Genomic DNA, 15,197 nt, shown 5'->3' on the forward strand with positions numbered 1-15,197 from the left:
ATTGTCATCATCGTCGCGTTTTGCCTATAAATAAAAACTTAATTTAATAAAAGGGTTTGCCGATGAATAAAATCTGGGTCGGGTGTTTTCTGACGTCTTTATTTACCCCTCTGGCTAATGCGCAGTCGTCGTTATCCCTTGAGGAACGGCTGGCGCAAATGGAACAACGGCTAAAGGCGACCGAACAGCGGGCGGCCAGCGCGGAGGCGGAAATCCGTGCGCTGAAAGGCCAGGAGGCGCCAGCGGCGATGGTCAATGCCGCACCAGCCAAACCCACTTTGCAGCTTAATGATTATGGCGAATTAAAATTCTATGGCGACGTTGAGTTTAATATGGATGGAGCCAGCCGAACCGGTAGCTTAACGTCAGTGAAAACCAGCGCCAATAAAAACTGGGCGCCGGGAGATAAAGAACGCTGGGATATTAACGGGCGTATTCTTTTGGGTTTTGATGGCATGCGTAAAGGCGCTAACGGTAAGTATGCTGGGTTTAGCGTCCAGCCGCTGGCAGATATGAATGGTAAAATGAATCTTGATGACGCGGCATTTTTCTTCGGTCAGGAGGATGACTGGAAAATTAAAATTGGCCGCTTTGAAGCTTACGATATGTTCCCGCTTAATCAGGATACCTTTATTGAGTATTCCGGCAACACCGCCAACGATCTGTATAGCGACGGCTACGGCTATATTTACATGATGAAAGAAGGGCGCGGGCGCAGCAGCAGCGGCGGCAACTTCCTGCTCAGTAAAAACCTTGATAACTGGTATTTTGAGGTCAATACGCTGGTGGAGGACGGCAGTTCGCTGTTTGTGGATCAGAGCTATCACGGCAACGCGCTGGATAACCGTAAAAACGTGGTTTACGTGCGCCCTGTCGCGGCCTGGCAATCTGGTCCATGGTCGGTGGCTGCGGCGATGGAGAGCAACCTTGTGAATAACGCCTACGGTTATCAGAACCAGTATGGTCGCTGGGTCGATCAGTCCAGTCGTACCGGATATGGTATGACGATGAGCTGGAATACGCTGAAAACCGATGCCGAAAACGGGGCGGTGGTGAATGTGAGTACTGCGTATCTGGATGCGGCGGATGAAAAAGATTTCAGCGCCGGGATCAATGCGTTATGGCACCGCGTAGAGCTGGGCTATATCTATGCACATAATAAAATCGACCAGTTTAATATGTCCGGTGTGAGCGCAGAGTGTGATGGCGATTGCGCGATTCTGGCTCCAGGACGCTACGACATCCATACCATTCATACTTCGTGGCAACTGCCGAATATTATGGATATGCCGAACTTTAATATTTATCTCGGAGCCTATGCGTCGTGGCTGGATTCGTCAGCAGCGAAAACCGGCAATACCGACGAGCGCTACGGCGCGCGGGTGCGGTTTAAATATTTCTTCTGACCGGTTTTCCCGGGTTGCGGCGTAACGCCTTACCGGGCTACCCCATCACCAGCTTGCGGTGGACCCGTAGCCCGGGCAGGCGCTTTGCGCCGCCCCCGGATCAGAATGCAGAGTAGCTGAATGTCACGGAGGCGATGCTGCGCATCTGTCCGGGCTACCGGCCCACCGCCGGGGGCGTTACCGAGCGACTACACCTCCGCCAGATACAGCGCGGGCATGCCTTCTTTATCGGAGGTAAACAGCACCCAACGGTTATCCGGTGAAAAAGATGGATGCGGATGCGTGACCTGGCGATCGCCATCGATCACTTTCCACGTCGAGTCGTGGCGGCACACGGCGGTCTGTTTATCGGCGGCAATATCAAACACCCAGATAAACGGATCGTTCAGGCTAATGTCGCCGGTGTTATGCGGCGCGCCGTCGCCGACGACCAGAGAACCGTCGTGGTTGCTCATCAGGTGTGAACACGGGGGAATTGCCATCAGCTGGCGATTTTTCAGCGTTGCCGGGTCGGCGCTATACAGATAACGATGCGGATCGTTTTCCTGATGCGCGACATAATAAAGCGCGGAGCCGTCCGGCACCCAGAACTCGTGCGTAAAGCTCTCTCCCGGCTGGTGCTGGCGAACCTTGCGCATATGGCTGCCGTCTGCGTTGATAAGCCACATTCTGGCATCGATAGCATCGCGCGGGCCTTCGTGGCAAAACGCAACGGTGTTGTTATCAAACGGGCGGTAAATCGGATGCCCAAGCCAGCGTTTTTCCTGCAATACCACCCGCTGTTCACCGCTGCGCAGGTCGATATTAATTAGCCGACATTCCGGCTCGGTGAAGTAAAAGGCGCGGAACTTGCCCCAGTCGGTCAGCGGCTGCCAGTCGCTTTTTTTAATTTCAATTCCCACCAGTTGGCTGCAATCGCTATTGGCAACCCAGGTACCGTAAGCCACCCATTGGTCATCGACCTGATAAACGACCTGTTCCTCCAGCGTCGCCAAATCTACGCGGCGCAGCTGCTGGTTGTTTTTCACATACCACAGCGTCTGGTCATCGTCAGAAAGGAAACCGCCAAAGGTATTATCGCCCGGCCCGTCGGTGAGCTGGGTGGCCTGCTGCGCGGCGATATCGAGCAAATAGTAGTTCCAGTGGCCCTCAAACGCGCCGCCGAAAATAAGTTTGCTGCCATCCCGGGTAAAGCATTTTTGATAGAAGTAGTTACGGTGGCAGATAACATGCGGTGGCGTCATCCGGATCACCTGGTGACCGGTTTCGCTGTCTTGCGTATGCAGAAAGCTCAGCGGGATGATTTTGCCTTTCATTCTTCACTCCTTGCTAAAAAAATACCCCGCAGCCGGAGCTGCGGGGTAGGTATTGATAACGAGCAGTTAGCGCATCGCGCGGCGCAGGATACGGTCAGACTGACGCTGGAAGTCAATTGCCGTCTCTTCTACGGTTTTCTGTCCGTAATCGATGTACTGCAGAGAAGTGCCGAACTGGGCGACGATCTGCGGGTCATCAAAGTATGGCGACACGGAGAGTTTTGCCGGCAGGGACTGGGCCAGACGCAGGCCGGATACCGCCGGATCGTCTTCTTTGATCGCGCCGTTTTCGGTCAGATATTGCACCGCCACTTTGCTCAGCGGCACGCCGCGCTCCAGGCCCAGCGTCTCAACCCCTTCTTTGCTGTTCAGCAGGAAGTTGATGACCTTCGCCGCCGCTTCCGGGTTTTTAGTGGATTTACCAATGGAGAGCATCTGCGCAGGTTTAAAGAACAGACCCGCATCGGTAGCGCCCGGCAGCATCGGATAGCTGCCCAGATCCAGCTTCGCTGGCGGCTTCAGGTTGTCGGAGTATTTGTTAATGGTAGAGTTCCACATATAGGTCCCCGCCCACTCGCCCTGAATCCACGGCTTCATTTCGTACATGTTGCTCTTACCAAATGATGCATAGTATTTGGTGTCCGGCATTACGTGGCTGTCGATCAGCTTTTTATACATCTGGAAGAACTCAACCCACTGCTCTTTGCTGTAGGAGAACTTCTTGGTTTTTTCGTCGATAGCCGGCTGGTTGTACTTCTGAATCATATATGAATTCAGCAGCGCCAGGGTGTCCTGGTGCTCCAGCACCACCGGGTAATACTGTTTACCCAGCTTGCTCTCGAAGGTTTTACCCGCCGCCATCAGCTCGTCCCAGGTTTTCGGGTACTCAACGCCTGCTTTTTTCCAGGTTTCATCGTTGAAGTAGAACACGCGCGCGGTGACGGAAATGGGAATACCGTTAAGCTTGCCGTCCACCGTGGTGGTTTGCAGCTCTTTGGCATCAAACTGGCTCAGGTCGATAACGTCCTTCATTTTGTTCAGATCGTAGAAGCCTTCGCCATTTTTCGAGAAGATCGGCAGCCAGTTCCAGTTGGTCTGCATCACGTCCGGCTCGGTGCCGCCTGCGATTTGTGTGGTCAGGCGTGAAAGGTGACCGTCCCAGCCGGTATATTCCGCTTTCACGTTAATATCCGGGTTTTGCTTATGGAACTCTTCCAGCGCCTTCAGGGTTACCTGGTGGCGGCCGTTGCCGCCCCACCATGACATACGCAGGTCGACATCCTTCGCCATTGACGGTAACGCGGTAAGGCCCAGAGTTGCGGAGATTGCGGCGCTTAAAAGCACTTTTTTCATTTTAATACTCCAGTGTTCACAGAGAGATGTTCTGTTCAGTTTTGGCGTCAAAGATATGACACTTGTTGAGATCGAATTTGAAATGCACCTTGCGATGAAGCCCTTTCTCAATCATGGGTTTCGCTTCATCTGACGGAACGCGGGCAGTCAGTTCATAATCGGCGACCTTCAGGTAGACGAAGAATTCATGTCCCATGTTTTCCACGCGTACCATTTCGCCGGTACATGAACCTTCAGCAAAAGGTTCATCGGAGATAGAGACGAACTCCGGACGCACGCCAAAGAACACCTGCTGGTTCTTATGGGTATCGACCTTACTTTGCAGCTTATCGTTGAGCGGTAGCAGCCCATCGCCAACGGTCAGGTGCAGGCGGCCCGCTTGCTCAACCAGCTGGCTGGGACGAATATTCATCTCCGGTGCGCCGATAAAGCCGGCCACAAACATATTTTTCGGCTTGTGATAGAGGTTGTCCGGAGTATCAACCTGCATGATATGGCCCAGCTTCATCACGCAAATGCGGTCGCCCATGGTCATCGCTTCGGTCTGATCGTGGGTAACGTAAACGGTGGTCGCCGGTTTGCCGGATTTCTTCAGCTGCTTGTGCAGATCCGAAATACGGATACGCATTGAGGCGCGCAGCTTGGCGTCAAGGTTAGAGAGCGGTTCATCGAACAGGAACACGTCCGGTTTCTTCACAATCGCGCGGCCAACCGCCACGCGCTGCGCCTGGCCGCCGGAAAGCTGGCGCGGCAGACGGTCCAGCAGCTCTTCCAGTTCGAGGATTTTTGCCGCTTCGTTCACCTGGGCTTCAATCTGATCTTTTGGCAGCTTGCTCAGCTTGAGACCGAAGGCGAGGTTTTCGCGCACCGTCATATGCGGATAGAGCGCGTAGTTCTGGAATACCATCGCGATACCGCGCGCTTTTGGCGCGAGATTATTCACGATTTTCTCCCCGATACGCACTTCGCCGCCGCTGATGGTTTCCAGACCGGCCAGCATACGCAGGGTAGTGGATTTAGCGCAGCCCGATGGTCCAACGATGACCATAAACTCGCCGTCAGCGATTTTCAGATCGATACCATGTACCGCTTTGAAGCCGTTGGAGTAGACCTTTTCCAGTTTGTTGAAAATAACTTCAGCCATGATATTTCCCTCTTAACCTTTAATTCCGCTGCTGGTAACGCCCTGTACAAAGTAGCGTTGTGCCAGGAAGAACACGATGATGGACGGCAGAATGGAGATGCTCGCCATTGCCAGAATTTCGTTCCACGGAGCGCCTTCCGTGACGTCGATGGACATTTTCAGCGCCAGCGCGATCGGATACTTATCAACGCTGTAGACGTAAATCAGCGGGCCGATAAAGTCGTTCATGGACCACATAAACTGGAACAGCGCCACCGAGATAATCGCCGGTTTCAGAATCGGTACGACGACGTACCACAGCACCTGAATGGAGTTACAGCCGTCAATCTGCGCCGCTTCTTCCATATCGCGCGGAACGCCGCGCAGGAACTGAATCAGCATAAAGACGAAGAACCCTTGAGTGGCGAAGGCCAGCGGCAGGTACAGCGGCAGATAGCTGTTCAGCATGCCCATTTCACGGAACATCAGGTACTGCGGTATCAGCAGTACGGTGCTCGGCAGGAGCATGGTGGTGATAAGCGTGGCGAACCAGAACTTCTTCCACGGGATCTCGAAGCGGGCAAAGCCGTACGCTACGATGGTGGAGGAGATAATGGTCAGCAGCACTTTCGGGATCACATACTTGAAGGTATTCAGCATGTAGTGACCGAAGTTGTACTCGGTACCGGTTTTCCAGCCGTTGATAAAGCCGTCCCAGGTCGCGTGGGCAGGCCACAGGCTCAGGGTGGTGAAGATCTCGTGGTTCGGTTTGAACGACGCCGAGAACATCCAGACCAGCGGGTAGAGCATCAGCAGGCCGACGAACAGCAGGATCACATAGCGAATCGAGCGGCTAATTTTTTCACGACGCAGAGTCCGCGCGACTTCACGTTCGGCGATGTCCCTTGCTTCAGAGATTTGTTGGATATCAGCCATTTTTGCCTCCCTTATCGGCGGAGTAGAACACCCAATATTTCGAAGACTTAAACGCAATAGCGGCAAAGACCGCGACGACCAGGAACAGCACCCACGCCAGCGCCGCGCCGTAACCCATATCGAAGTACTTAAATGCGGTGTCGTAGATGTAGAGTGAGAACAGATAGGTGGAGTAGGTTGGGCCGCCGCCGGTAATAACGTACGGGCCGGTAAACTCCTGGAATGCCTGGGTGGTCTGCATGATGAAGTTGAAGAAAATCACCGGTGTGATCAGCGGCACCGTGACCTTCATAAACATCTGCCATTTTGAAGCGCCATCGATCATCGCCGCTTCATATTGTGATTGTGGAACGTTCTGCAGCGCCGCGAGGAAGATAACCATCGCTGAACCGAACTGCCAGACGCGCAGCAGAGTGACGGACATCAGCGCCAGAGAAGGCTCGCCGAGCCAGTTGACCGGGTCAAAGCCGAGCACGCCGATAAAGCTGTTCAGCAGGCCATCGATAGCAAACAGCGCACGCCATAGAACGGCAATCGCCACGGAGCTACCGAGAATGGACGGGATATAGTAGGCGGTACGGAAAAAACCGATGCCGCGCAGTTTAAAGTTGAGGACGAAAGCAATCCCCAGCGCGAAAGCCAGTTTTAATGGGATGGTTAAAAAGACATACGCGAACGTCACGCCCATGGATTTCCAGAAGAGGCCATCTTCGGTCAGCATGTAGCGATAGTTTTCGATGCCGTTAAACACCGGTGGACTCATCAAATCGTACTCAGTGAAACTGAGGAAGAAAGATGAAACAAAGGGAAAGGCGGTAAAGACTATCAACCCAATGATATAGGGTGATATCCATGCCAATCCCAGCATTTTGTTTTCATTCATACATACCTACCTGGCTTACGAGTTTGTAATACGGATTCGGGGTTACTGCCTTTCCCGCGGCCAGCGCTGCCGGAAAGTTAATGCGTTCCTGGTATGTCAGTGGTGAAACCTTCCTTGTTAATTTTTTGTTTATTTAGATCTTTTTGCTCTAATCATCCCTGTAGAGCATGTGTTTTTTGATTTTGTCTTACCCGACGTCCTGATTTTGTAAAACGCCGTTTTAATTTTATTTTATTGCGATTTATTACGGAGTCATTCAGTTGATCGCGGAAATGTGATCAAAGTCGAAACGATGTTTCAAAAAGGTGCTGGAGCGCGCATTTTGCAGTATTGATGGGCCAGGAAAAAAGGATGAGAGGCCAGCGTAATGAGGCTAATCAGGCGGGATTAATTGCTCTGCTAATCATTGCGACAAGACATACTTTATGACAATTATTTTTAGCGGAGAAGTTCAGAAAATGGTGGGCATGCACGGCATGCCCTGAGATGAGAAATTACTTTTGCAGAAAATCCTGGCGGATGGGAGTAAAGGTATCAAGCAGCGTTCCCGGCTTCAGACAGATGCAACCGTGCATAATTTCCGGCTTCTTGTAGAGCGTATCGCCTGCGCTGACGACGTGCTTTTCATCGCCGATGGTGAACTCAAATTCACCGGATAGCACATAGGTGAGCTGCTCGTGAGGATGGTTATGCATTGGCCCGATGGCACCTGCTTCGAAGTTCACTTCGACCGCCATCATTTTGCCATCGTGCGCAAGGATGCGACGGGTTACGCCATTGCCCAAATCTTCAAGGGTGGTCTCTTTATGAAAAATAAACATCCGGTCGTCCTGTGGTTAAATGAAACAATGTTTCACTTAATTTATCCCACAATCTTATAAAAGGAAACGATCGTCAGGAGAAGGTGGAAAGTTGATCACAAGTTTGGTTCACTGAAGGACTTCACATAAGGAGCGAATGATGAAAACGATTGGCCTGTTGGGTGGGATGAGCTGGGAATCGACGATTCCCTACTATCGCCTGATTAACGAAGGTATCAAAGCGCGCTTGGGCGGTCTGCACTCCGCCAGCCTGCTGCTGCACAGCGTGGATTTTCATGAAATCGAGGCCTGCCAGTCCTTGGGGGATTGGGACCGTGCGGGCGAGATCCTGGCACAGGCGGCTTTCGGGCTACAGCAAGCAGGGGCCGAAGGCATCGTGCTGTGTACTAACACCATGCATAAGGTCGCCGAAGCCATTGAAACGCGCTGCGAGGTGCCGTTTCTGCATATTGCCGATGCCACCGGGCGGGCGATTACCGCAAAAGGCCAACGCCGTGTCGCCCTGCTGGGAACGCGCTATACCATGGAGCAGGATTTTTATCGCGGCCGCTTACAGCAGCAGTTCGCCATCGACACGCTGATTCCTGAAGCTGAAGACCGTGAACGTATCAACCAGATTATCTTTGATGAACTGTGCCTGGGCACCTTCAGCGCAGAATCACGTGACTACTATCTGCAGGTCATTGACGCGCTGGCGGAGCAGGGGGCTGAAGGCGTGATTTTCGGTTGTACCGAAATCGGTCTGCTGGTACCCGCAGAAAGCAGCCCGCTGCCAGTGTTTGATACCGCGGCGATTCACGCGGCGGACGCGGTTGAGTTTATGCTTTCGTAAGTACCGCTTCGAGCGGAGTCAGGATGCGCGGCAGGCTGTTTTGCAGATGCAGAGCGAAAGCATCGACCAGCGCGGAACCGGGGCGGTGGAGGGGGCGAACCAGGCTAATGGTAAACGGCACCTCAACGCTAAAGCGCCGAACCACCACGCCATTTCCGGCGTAATCGAGCGCGGTAAGCGGGTTAACTACCGAGATACCGACCCCGGCGCGCACCATGGCGCAAATTGAGGAGGCGCTGTGCGTCTCCACCACCATCCGCCGTTTGACCTGATGTTCGAGAAACAGGGCGTCGAGCAGCTGGCGATAGCTGTCGGTGCGCGACAGGCTAATGTAGTTTTCCCCGTGAAAATCCGCAGGCGTTAGCGCTTGTTTAGCGGCTAACGGGTGGCCCTGCGGCAGCACGCACACTTCATTCAGGGTCAGCAGCGGCGTACGCTCGGTTCCGGCGGGAGCGTGTAGTGTTTCGGTTAACCCCAGATCGTGACGCTGAGCCGAAAGCCACTCTTCCAGTAGCGGTGATTCCTGAGGGACGATTTGCAGGCTAACGTCCGGGTAGCGCGTTAAAAACGGCTCCAGCAGCAGCGGCAAAAAAGATTGCGAGAATACCGGCAGACAGGCGACCGACAGCTCGCCCTGGCGAAATTCGCGCAGGCTTTCGGCGGCGCTAACGATTCTGTCGAGGCCGTACCACGAGCGCTGAACCTCTTCAAACAGGCGTAATCCCTGAACCGTTGGCTGTAGACGACCGCGAGCGCGGGCAAATAGCTTTAATCCCAGTACTTTTTCAAAACGCGCCAGCTCGCGACTGACGGTGGGCTGCGAAGTATGTAGCATTTGCGCAGCCTCGGTCAGATTGCCGGTGGTCATCACAGCATGGAAAATTTCAATATGGCGCAGGTTGACGGCGGGCATGGGCGATCCTCACATGGTTCGGGCTATATCATTTTTGCATAGACTGGCAATAAAACGATATTTTTTATTCCCTACGGGCTGTGGCGTAATCGTAAAAAAACACAAATAACGCACACACAGCACCGGAGTTCTTTATGCCGCACTCGCTTTACGCTACTGATACCGATCTGAGCGCAGAAAATCTGCTGCGCTTGCCTGCCGAATTCGGCTGCCCGGTTTGGGTTTATGACGCGCAGATAATCCGCCGCCAGATTGCCCAACTGAGTCAGTTCGACGTGGTACGTTTTGCCCAGAAGGCCTGCTCCAATATCCATATTCTGCGCCTGATGCGCGAGCAGGGGGTAAAGGTGGACTCGGTGTCGTTGGGCGAGATCGAGCGTGCGCTGGCCGCCGGGTACGATCCGCATCAGCACCCGGAAGATATCGTGTTTACCGCTGACCTGATCGATGACGCGACGCTGGCGCGGGTGAAAGAATTGCAGATCCCGGTCAACGCCGGTTCTATCGATATGCTAAGCCAACTGGGTGAAGTTTCACCGGGCCACCGCGTCTGGCTGCGCGTCAATCCGGGCTTCGGTCATGGCCATAGTCAAAAAACCAATACCGGCGGTGAAAACAGCAAGCACGGTATCTGGCACAGCCACTTAACGGCGGCGCTGGAAGTGATGCGCCGCTACCAGCTACAGCTGGTGGGCATTCATATGCATATTGGTTCCGGGGTCGACTATGGCCACCTGGAACAGGTTTGCGGCGCGATGGTGCGTCAGGTTATTGAGTTTGGTCAGGATCTGCAGGCGATCTCCGCTGGCGGCGGCCTGTCGATCCCTTACCACGAGGATGAAGAGGCGATCGATACCGATCACTATTTTGGTCTGTGGAATGCGGCGCGCGAGCAGGTCGCCAAACATCTGGGCCATCCGGTCGCGCTTGAAATCGAGCCGGGTCGCTTTCTGGTGGCGGAATCCGGGGTGCTGGTTTCTCAGGTGCGCAGCGTGAAAGAGATGGGCAGCCGTCACTTTGTGCTGATTGATGCCGGTTTTAATGATTTGATGCGTCCGGCGATGTACGGCAGCTATCACCATATTACTGCCCTCGCGGCAGATGGTCGCAACCTGAGCGCGGCGGCTGAAATTGAAACCGTGGTGGCCGGGCCGCTGTGCGAATCGGGCGATGTCTTTACTCAGCAGGAAGGGGGGAAGGTAGAAACTCGCCTGCTGCCTGCGGTGGTGCCGGGCGATTATCTGGTGCTGCACGATACCGGCGCTTACGGCGCGTCGATGTCTTCAAACTACAACAGCCGTCCGCTGTTGCCGGAAGTATTGTTCGATAACGGTAAAGCGCGTTTGATCCGCCGTCGCCAGACGATTGAAGAGCTGCTGGCGCTTGAGCTGCTGTGAGTTGATGTGAAGGCGTTTTGCCGATAGTGTCCGCGTTTCTGTCGGGTGGCGGCTAGCGCCTTACCCGACCTACGCGAAGTTTTGAACATTGTGCCTGCGTTTCTGCCGCCACCGGGCGATTCCAGCTAATTATTTGTAATACGGCCCCGTTGTCACCGATTCGCGCAGCACCAGCGTACCGGTAAACGGCGGGATCGTCTCAATTGGCTGATCGTTTGCCAGCTTGATGGCCTGATCGATAGCGGTGGTAATCATGTTATCGATCGGCAGATAGACCGTGGATAGCCCCGGTTCCAGCCATTTAGCGCTCGGCGCGTCATCAAAGCCAAACAGCGAAATATCCTGCGGGATCCGCAGCCCCGCCTGATGCAGCGCTTTCGAAGCGCCCAGCGCCATATCATCGTTACAGGAAAACAGCGCGCTAAAGGTCGTTTTCTCTTCCAGCAGTTCACGGCACAGCTCATAGCCGCGGGTCATGGTGGAGTCACCGTACTTCACTTTGGCCGGATCCCATTTGATACCGTGTTTTTTCAGCGCATTACGATAACCTTCCAGGCGAGCCTTACCCGTCGGCGTGTGCATCGGCACGGTAATACAGGCGATATCGCGGTGACCCTGGGTAATCAGATATTCTACCGCCTGAAACGCCGCATCCTGCTGTTCGAAGAACACGCAGATCTCTCGCGCCTGGCTAACGTCACGGTTAATCACCACCAGCGGCATGTCGATGGACTCAATCAGCGACATGATTTTCTTTTCGCTCATATGGCGGGTGTAGAGCACGATGGCGTCGCACTGGCGGTCAGCTAACATTTGCACCGCCTCTTCTTCACGCTCCGGCGCATCGTGACCGTCGGTAACGATCAGCTGTTTACCCCAGGCTTCCGTTTGTCGGGAGGCCTGCTGTAACAAACGGCCAAAATAGAAGCCATCAAAGGTGGAGACCACCAGACCGATGCTGTTGCTCGTGCGGTTCGCCAGCGAGCGGGCGAGAAAGTTAGGCCGATAGCCCAGCTCTTCCATCGCCTTAAAAACCTGTTGGCGGGTGCTCTCTTTCACCTGACCCGTGCCGTTCAACACGCGGGAAACCGTCGCTTTAGAGACGCCTGCGCGAATTGAGACATCCAGCATTGTAGCCATTCATCCGATTCCTGATATCACGTGGTAACGCGTAGTTTATCACAGACATTCAGGGGGATATGGCTTCATGGCGGCGCAAAAAACTATCGCGATCACGCTTTTACAGGAATTGATCCTCTGAAAAATGAAATGGCAAATGCGGTATGCCAATTTAAATCTGTCTGGAATGCCAATAAGCGGGTTGCGAGCTTAATCACAGAACTTTTTCTCATCAGTGATTATTTTTTGGTATGCCAATAGGTGTTTGGCTGTACACCTGGTGCGCTATAAGCCCTTAAACCTGAGGTATCCTCTATGGCATTGCAGGACAAACTGATCGACTCACTGGGGAGTTTCGCCACGAAATTCAACAGCTACCGCTACATCATGGCGATAAAATCCGCTTTTATTACCCTGATGCCGGTGATCATCGTTGGCGCCTTTTCGGTGCTGATCTCCAATATGGTGCTGGATCCTAAAAACGGACTCGCCAGCTTTCAGTCACTCTCTTTTCTGGCGGCGCTTAAACCTATTACCAGCGCGATCAACTACGCGACGCTTAACTTTCTCAATATTGGCGCCGTCTTTCTTATCGGCATCGAGCTTGGGCGAATTAACGGCATCAAGAGCCTGTTCCCCGGCCTGCTGGCGGTGATCTGTTTTATCTGCGTGACGCCGACCACCGTCGAGATGATGGTCGACGGGCAAATGCATGAAGTGAAAGATGTGCTGCTGCGCCAGTTCTCCGATACCCGCAGCCTGTTCCTCGGCATGTTTATCGCCATTCTGTCGGTGGAGATCTACTGCTGGCTGGAAGGGCGAAAAGGACTGAAGATCAAGATGCCGGACACCGTACCGCCCAACGTATCGGCATCATTTTCCGCGCTGATCCCGTCAATTATCACCACCACGGTGATTGCCACCTTTGGCTTTATTTTTCATCAGGCCACCGGTATGTACCTCTATGATGCGGTCTATCAGGTGGTGCAGCAGCCGCTGGAGCGCGTCGTACAAAGCCTGCCTGGGATCTTGCTGCTGATGTTTGTCGCGCAGCTGTTCTGGGTTATCGGCATTCACGGCAACCAGATGATCAAACCGATCCGCGAGCCGCTGCTGCTGGGGGCGATCACCGTCAATATGAGCGCCTTTGAGCAGGGCAAAGAGGTGCCAAATATCATCACCATGCCGTTCTGGGATGTCTATATGAGCATTGGTGGATCGGGGCTGACGATTGGCCTGCTGATTGCGGTGATGATCGCCACCAAACGCAAAGAGATGAAAGAGATCGCCAAACTGTCGATTGGACCAGGGCTGTTTAACATCAACGAGCCGGTCATTTTCGGTATGCCGATCATGCTCAACCCGATCCTGGCGATCCCCTTTATTATCACTCCGCTGGTGACCGGCAGCATCGGCTACTTTGCGACGGCCGCCGGTTTTGCTGGTAAAGCGGTGGTGATGGTGCCGTGGACCACGCCGCCGTTGATAAACGCCTGGCTCTCTACGGCGGGCTCGATGGGCGCGGTGATTACTCAGCTTATTTGCATCGTAACCGCAGTGCTTATCTACCTGCCGTTCGTCAAAATTGCTTCGCGCCGTGCAGAGAATGCTCAGCGTCAGGCGGAAAACGCGCAAGCCAGCCAAAACGCATGAGGGCATAATGAGCACAGTAAAGATGACGATTCCCCACGACTTTATCCTTGGCGCTGCCGCTTCGGCGTGGCAAACCGAAGGCTGGAGCGGCAAGAAAGAGGGGCAGGATTCCTGGCCCGATCTCTGGTACAAGAACGACCGTCACGTCTGGCATAACGGCTACGGCCCGGCGGTGGCGACTGATTTTATCAACCGCTTTCGTGAAGATGTGCAGTTGATGAAGCTGGCGGGCCTCACCCACTATCGTACGTCGATCAACTGGTCGCGTTTTCTCACCGACTATGAAAATGTCACCGTTGATGAAGCGTATGCGGCGTACTACGACCAGTTGTTTGATGAGCTGCTGGCGAACGGCATTGAGCCGATGATCTGCCTTGAGCACTATGAACTCCCGGGCTATTTGCTGGAGCAGTACGGCGGCTGGGCGTCGAAAAAGGTGGTTGAGCTGTTTGTGCAGTATGCGGAGAAGGTTTTTGCCCGTTACCACCACAAGGTGACGCGCTGGTTTACCTTCAATGAGCCGATTGTGGTGCAGACCCGGGTTTACCTGGACGCGCTGCGCTGGCCCTACGAACAGAACACCGGCACCTGGATGCAGTGGAATCACCACAAAGTGCTGGCGACGGCGAAAGTGGTCAGGCTATTTCGCGAGAAGGGCTATCGCGGCACGGTAGGTTGTATTCTCAACCCGGAGGTCACTTATCCGCGTTCCAGTGCGCCCCATGACGTGCGCGCCGCCGAAATCTACGATCTGTTTTATAACCGGGTATTCCTTGATCCGCTGGTTCACGGCGAATACCCGCCGGAGCTGTTTACCCTGCTCGAACAGCATGATGTTGCCTGGGGTTATTGCGCGGAAGAATTAGCGATTATCCGTGAAAACACCGTCGATGAGTTGGGGATTAACCTCTACTACCCGCATCGTGTTAAGGCCCCATCGCGCGCCTGGCACCCGCAGACGCCGTTCCATCCTGCTTACTATTATGAACCTTTTGAGCTACCGGGACGGCGGATGAATAACTCTCGCGGCTGGGAGATTTATCCGCAAATCGTTTTTGATATGGCGATGCGCATCAAACAGGATTATCGCAACATCCCGTGGTTTGTGGCGGAAAGTGGTATGGGCGTGGAGAACGAAGGGCAGTTTCGCAATAGTGAAGGCACTATCGTTGACGACTACCGTATTCGTTTTATTCGCGAGCATCTGTGGCAAACCCTGCGCGCGCGGGAAGCAGGGGCTAACTGCCACGGCTATATGCTGTGGGCGTTTACCGACAACGTTTCGCCAATGAACGCCTTTAAAAATCGCTACGGGTTGATTGAAATCGATCTGCAAAACAACCGTGCGCGGCGGCCTAAGGCTTCCGCCAGCTGGTTCCGTAAGCTTGGCGAAAGTCGCGAACTGACGCTGGATATTGACGATGAGTGGCGCTAGCCGGGCGGAA

Annotated in this window: 13 protein-coding genes; 5 read left to right on the plus strand and 8 right to left on the minus strand. The window is 53.9% G+C overall.

Annotation, left to right across the window (positions count from 1 at the left end; genetic code table 11):
- The first annotated feature begins 62 nt into the window (after positions 1-62).
- Entirely contained in the window at positions 63-1,406 is a 1,344-nt protein-coding gene (locus FN082_RS26580) for a carbohydrate porin (RefSeq protein ID WP_142463301.1), read from the plus strand.
- 188 nt (positions 1,407-1,594) lie between these two features.
- Here FN082_RS26580 and FN082_RS26585 read toward each other — a convergent pair whose 3' ends face one another.
- From FN082_RS26585 to FN082_RS26610, 6 genes are all read right to left on the minus strand, one after another.
- Positions 1,595-2,722 (minus strand): oligogalacturonate lyase family protein, encoded by a 1,128-nt coding sequence (locus FN082_RS26585; protein ID WP_142982668.1) that lies wholly within the window; start codon positions 2,720-2,722, stop codon positions 1,595-1,597.
- Between the two features lie 66 nt (positions 2,723-2,788).
- A complete protein-coding gene (locus tag FN082_RS26590) occupies positions 2,789-4,075 on the minus strand; it encodes an ABC transporter substrate-binding protein (protein ID WP_139540177.1) in 1,287 nt (428 codons plus the stop codon).
- Positions 4,076-4,091: 16 nt separating this feature from the next.
- Positions 4,092-5,219 carry an ABC transporter ATP-binding protein gene (locus FN082_RS26595; protein WP_139540176.1) on the minus strand — a complete coding sequence of 376 codons (1,128 nt, stop codon included), beginning with the start codon at positions 5,217-5,219 and terminating at the stop codon, positions 4,092-4,094.
- Positions 5,220-5,231: 12 nt separating this feature from the next.
- Positions 5,232-6,134 (minus strand): carbohydrate ABC transporter permease, encoded by a 903-nt coding sequence (locus FN082_RS26600; RefSeq protein WP_139540175.1) that lies wholly within the window; start codon positions 6,132-6,134, stop codon positions 5,232-5,234.
- The gene (locus FN082_RS26605) at positions 6,127-7,017 is read right to left on the minus strand and encodes a carbohydrate ABC transporter permease (RefSeq protein ID WP_004115132.1); all 891 of its coding nucleotides are present in this window, start codon (positions 7,015-7,017) and stop codon (positions 6,127-6,129) included. Before FN082_RS26605 ends, FN082_RS26600 begins: the two co-directional genes overlap by 8 nt.
- Before the next feature lie 494 nt (positions 7,018-7,511).
- Positions 7,512-7,838, minus strand: coding sequence for a cupin domain-containing protein (locus FN082_RS26610; protein WP_139540174.1), 327 nt, complete (start codon positions 7,836-7,838; stop codon positions 7,512-7,514).
- A gap of 139 nt (positions 7,839-7,977) precedes the next feature.
- Between FN082_RS26610 and FN082_RS26615 the strand changes: the two genes are divergently transcribed.
- Entirely contained in the window at positions 7,978-8,670 is a 693-nt protein-coding gene (locus tag FN082_RS26615; protein WP_142982775.1) for an aspartate/glutamate racemase, read from the plus strand.
- Here the strand turns inward: FN082_RS26615 and FN082_RS26620 are convergent.
- Positions 8,657-9,583, minus strand: coding sequence for a LysR family transcriptional regulator (locus tag FN082_RS26620; protein WP_139540173.1), 927 nt, complete (start codon positions 9,581-9,583; stop codon positions 8,657-8,659). The genes FN082_RS26615 and FN082_RS26620 overlap by 14 nt on opposite strands.
- 134 nt (positions 9,584-9,717) lie before the next feature.
- On the opposite strand from FN082_RS26620, the gene lysA reads away from it, so the two are divergent.
- A complete protein-coding gene (gene lysA / locus FN082_RS26625) occupies positions 9,718-10,980 on the plus strand; it encodes a diaminopimelate decarboxylase (RefSeq protein WP_142982669.1) in 1,263 nt (420 codons plus the stop codon).
- A 129-nt stretch (positions 10,981-11,109) separates the two neighbouring features.
- Here the strand turns inward: lysA and FN082_RS26630 are convergent, their stop codons facing one another.
- On the minus strand, positions 11,110-12,111 hold the full coding sequence (locus FN082_RS26630; protein ID WP_180349639.1) for a LacI family DNA-binding transcriptional regulator: 1,002 nt from the start codon (positions 12,109-12,111) through the stop codon (positions 11,110-11,112).
- A 303-nt stretch (positions 12,112-12,414) separates the two neighbouring features.
- On the opposite strand from FN082_RS26630, the gene FN082_RS26635 reads away from it, so the two are divergent.
- Both FN082_RS26635 and FN082_RS26640 read left to right on the plus strand, forming a co-directional pair.
- Entirely contained in the window at positions 12,415-13,752 is a 1,338-nt protein-coding gene (locus FN082_RS26635; RefSeq protein ID WP_139540170.1) for a PTS sugar transporter subunit IIC, read from the plus strand.
- A gap of 7 nt (positions 13,753-13,759) precedes the next feature.
- The gene (locus tag FN082_RS26640) at positions 13,760-15,187 is read left to right on the plus strand and encodes a glycoside hydrolase family 1 protein (protein ID WP_142982670.1); all 1,428 of its coding nucleotides are present in this window, start codon (positions 13,760-13,762) and stop codon (positions 15,185-15,187) included.
- Positions 15,188-15,197 lie beyond the last annotated feature (10 nt).

This window comes from Klebsiella spallanzanii (assembly GCF_902158555.1).
GTDB lineage: Bacteria > Pseudomonadota > Gammaproteobacteria > Enterobacterales > Enterobacteriaceae > Klebsiella > Klebsiella spallanzanii.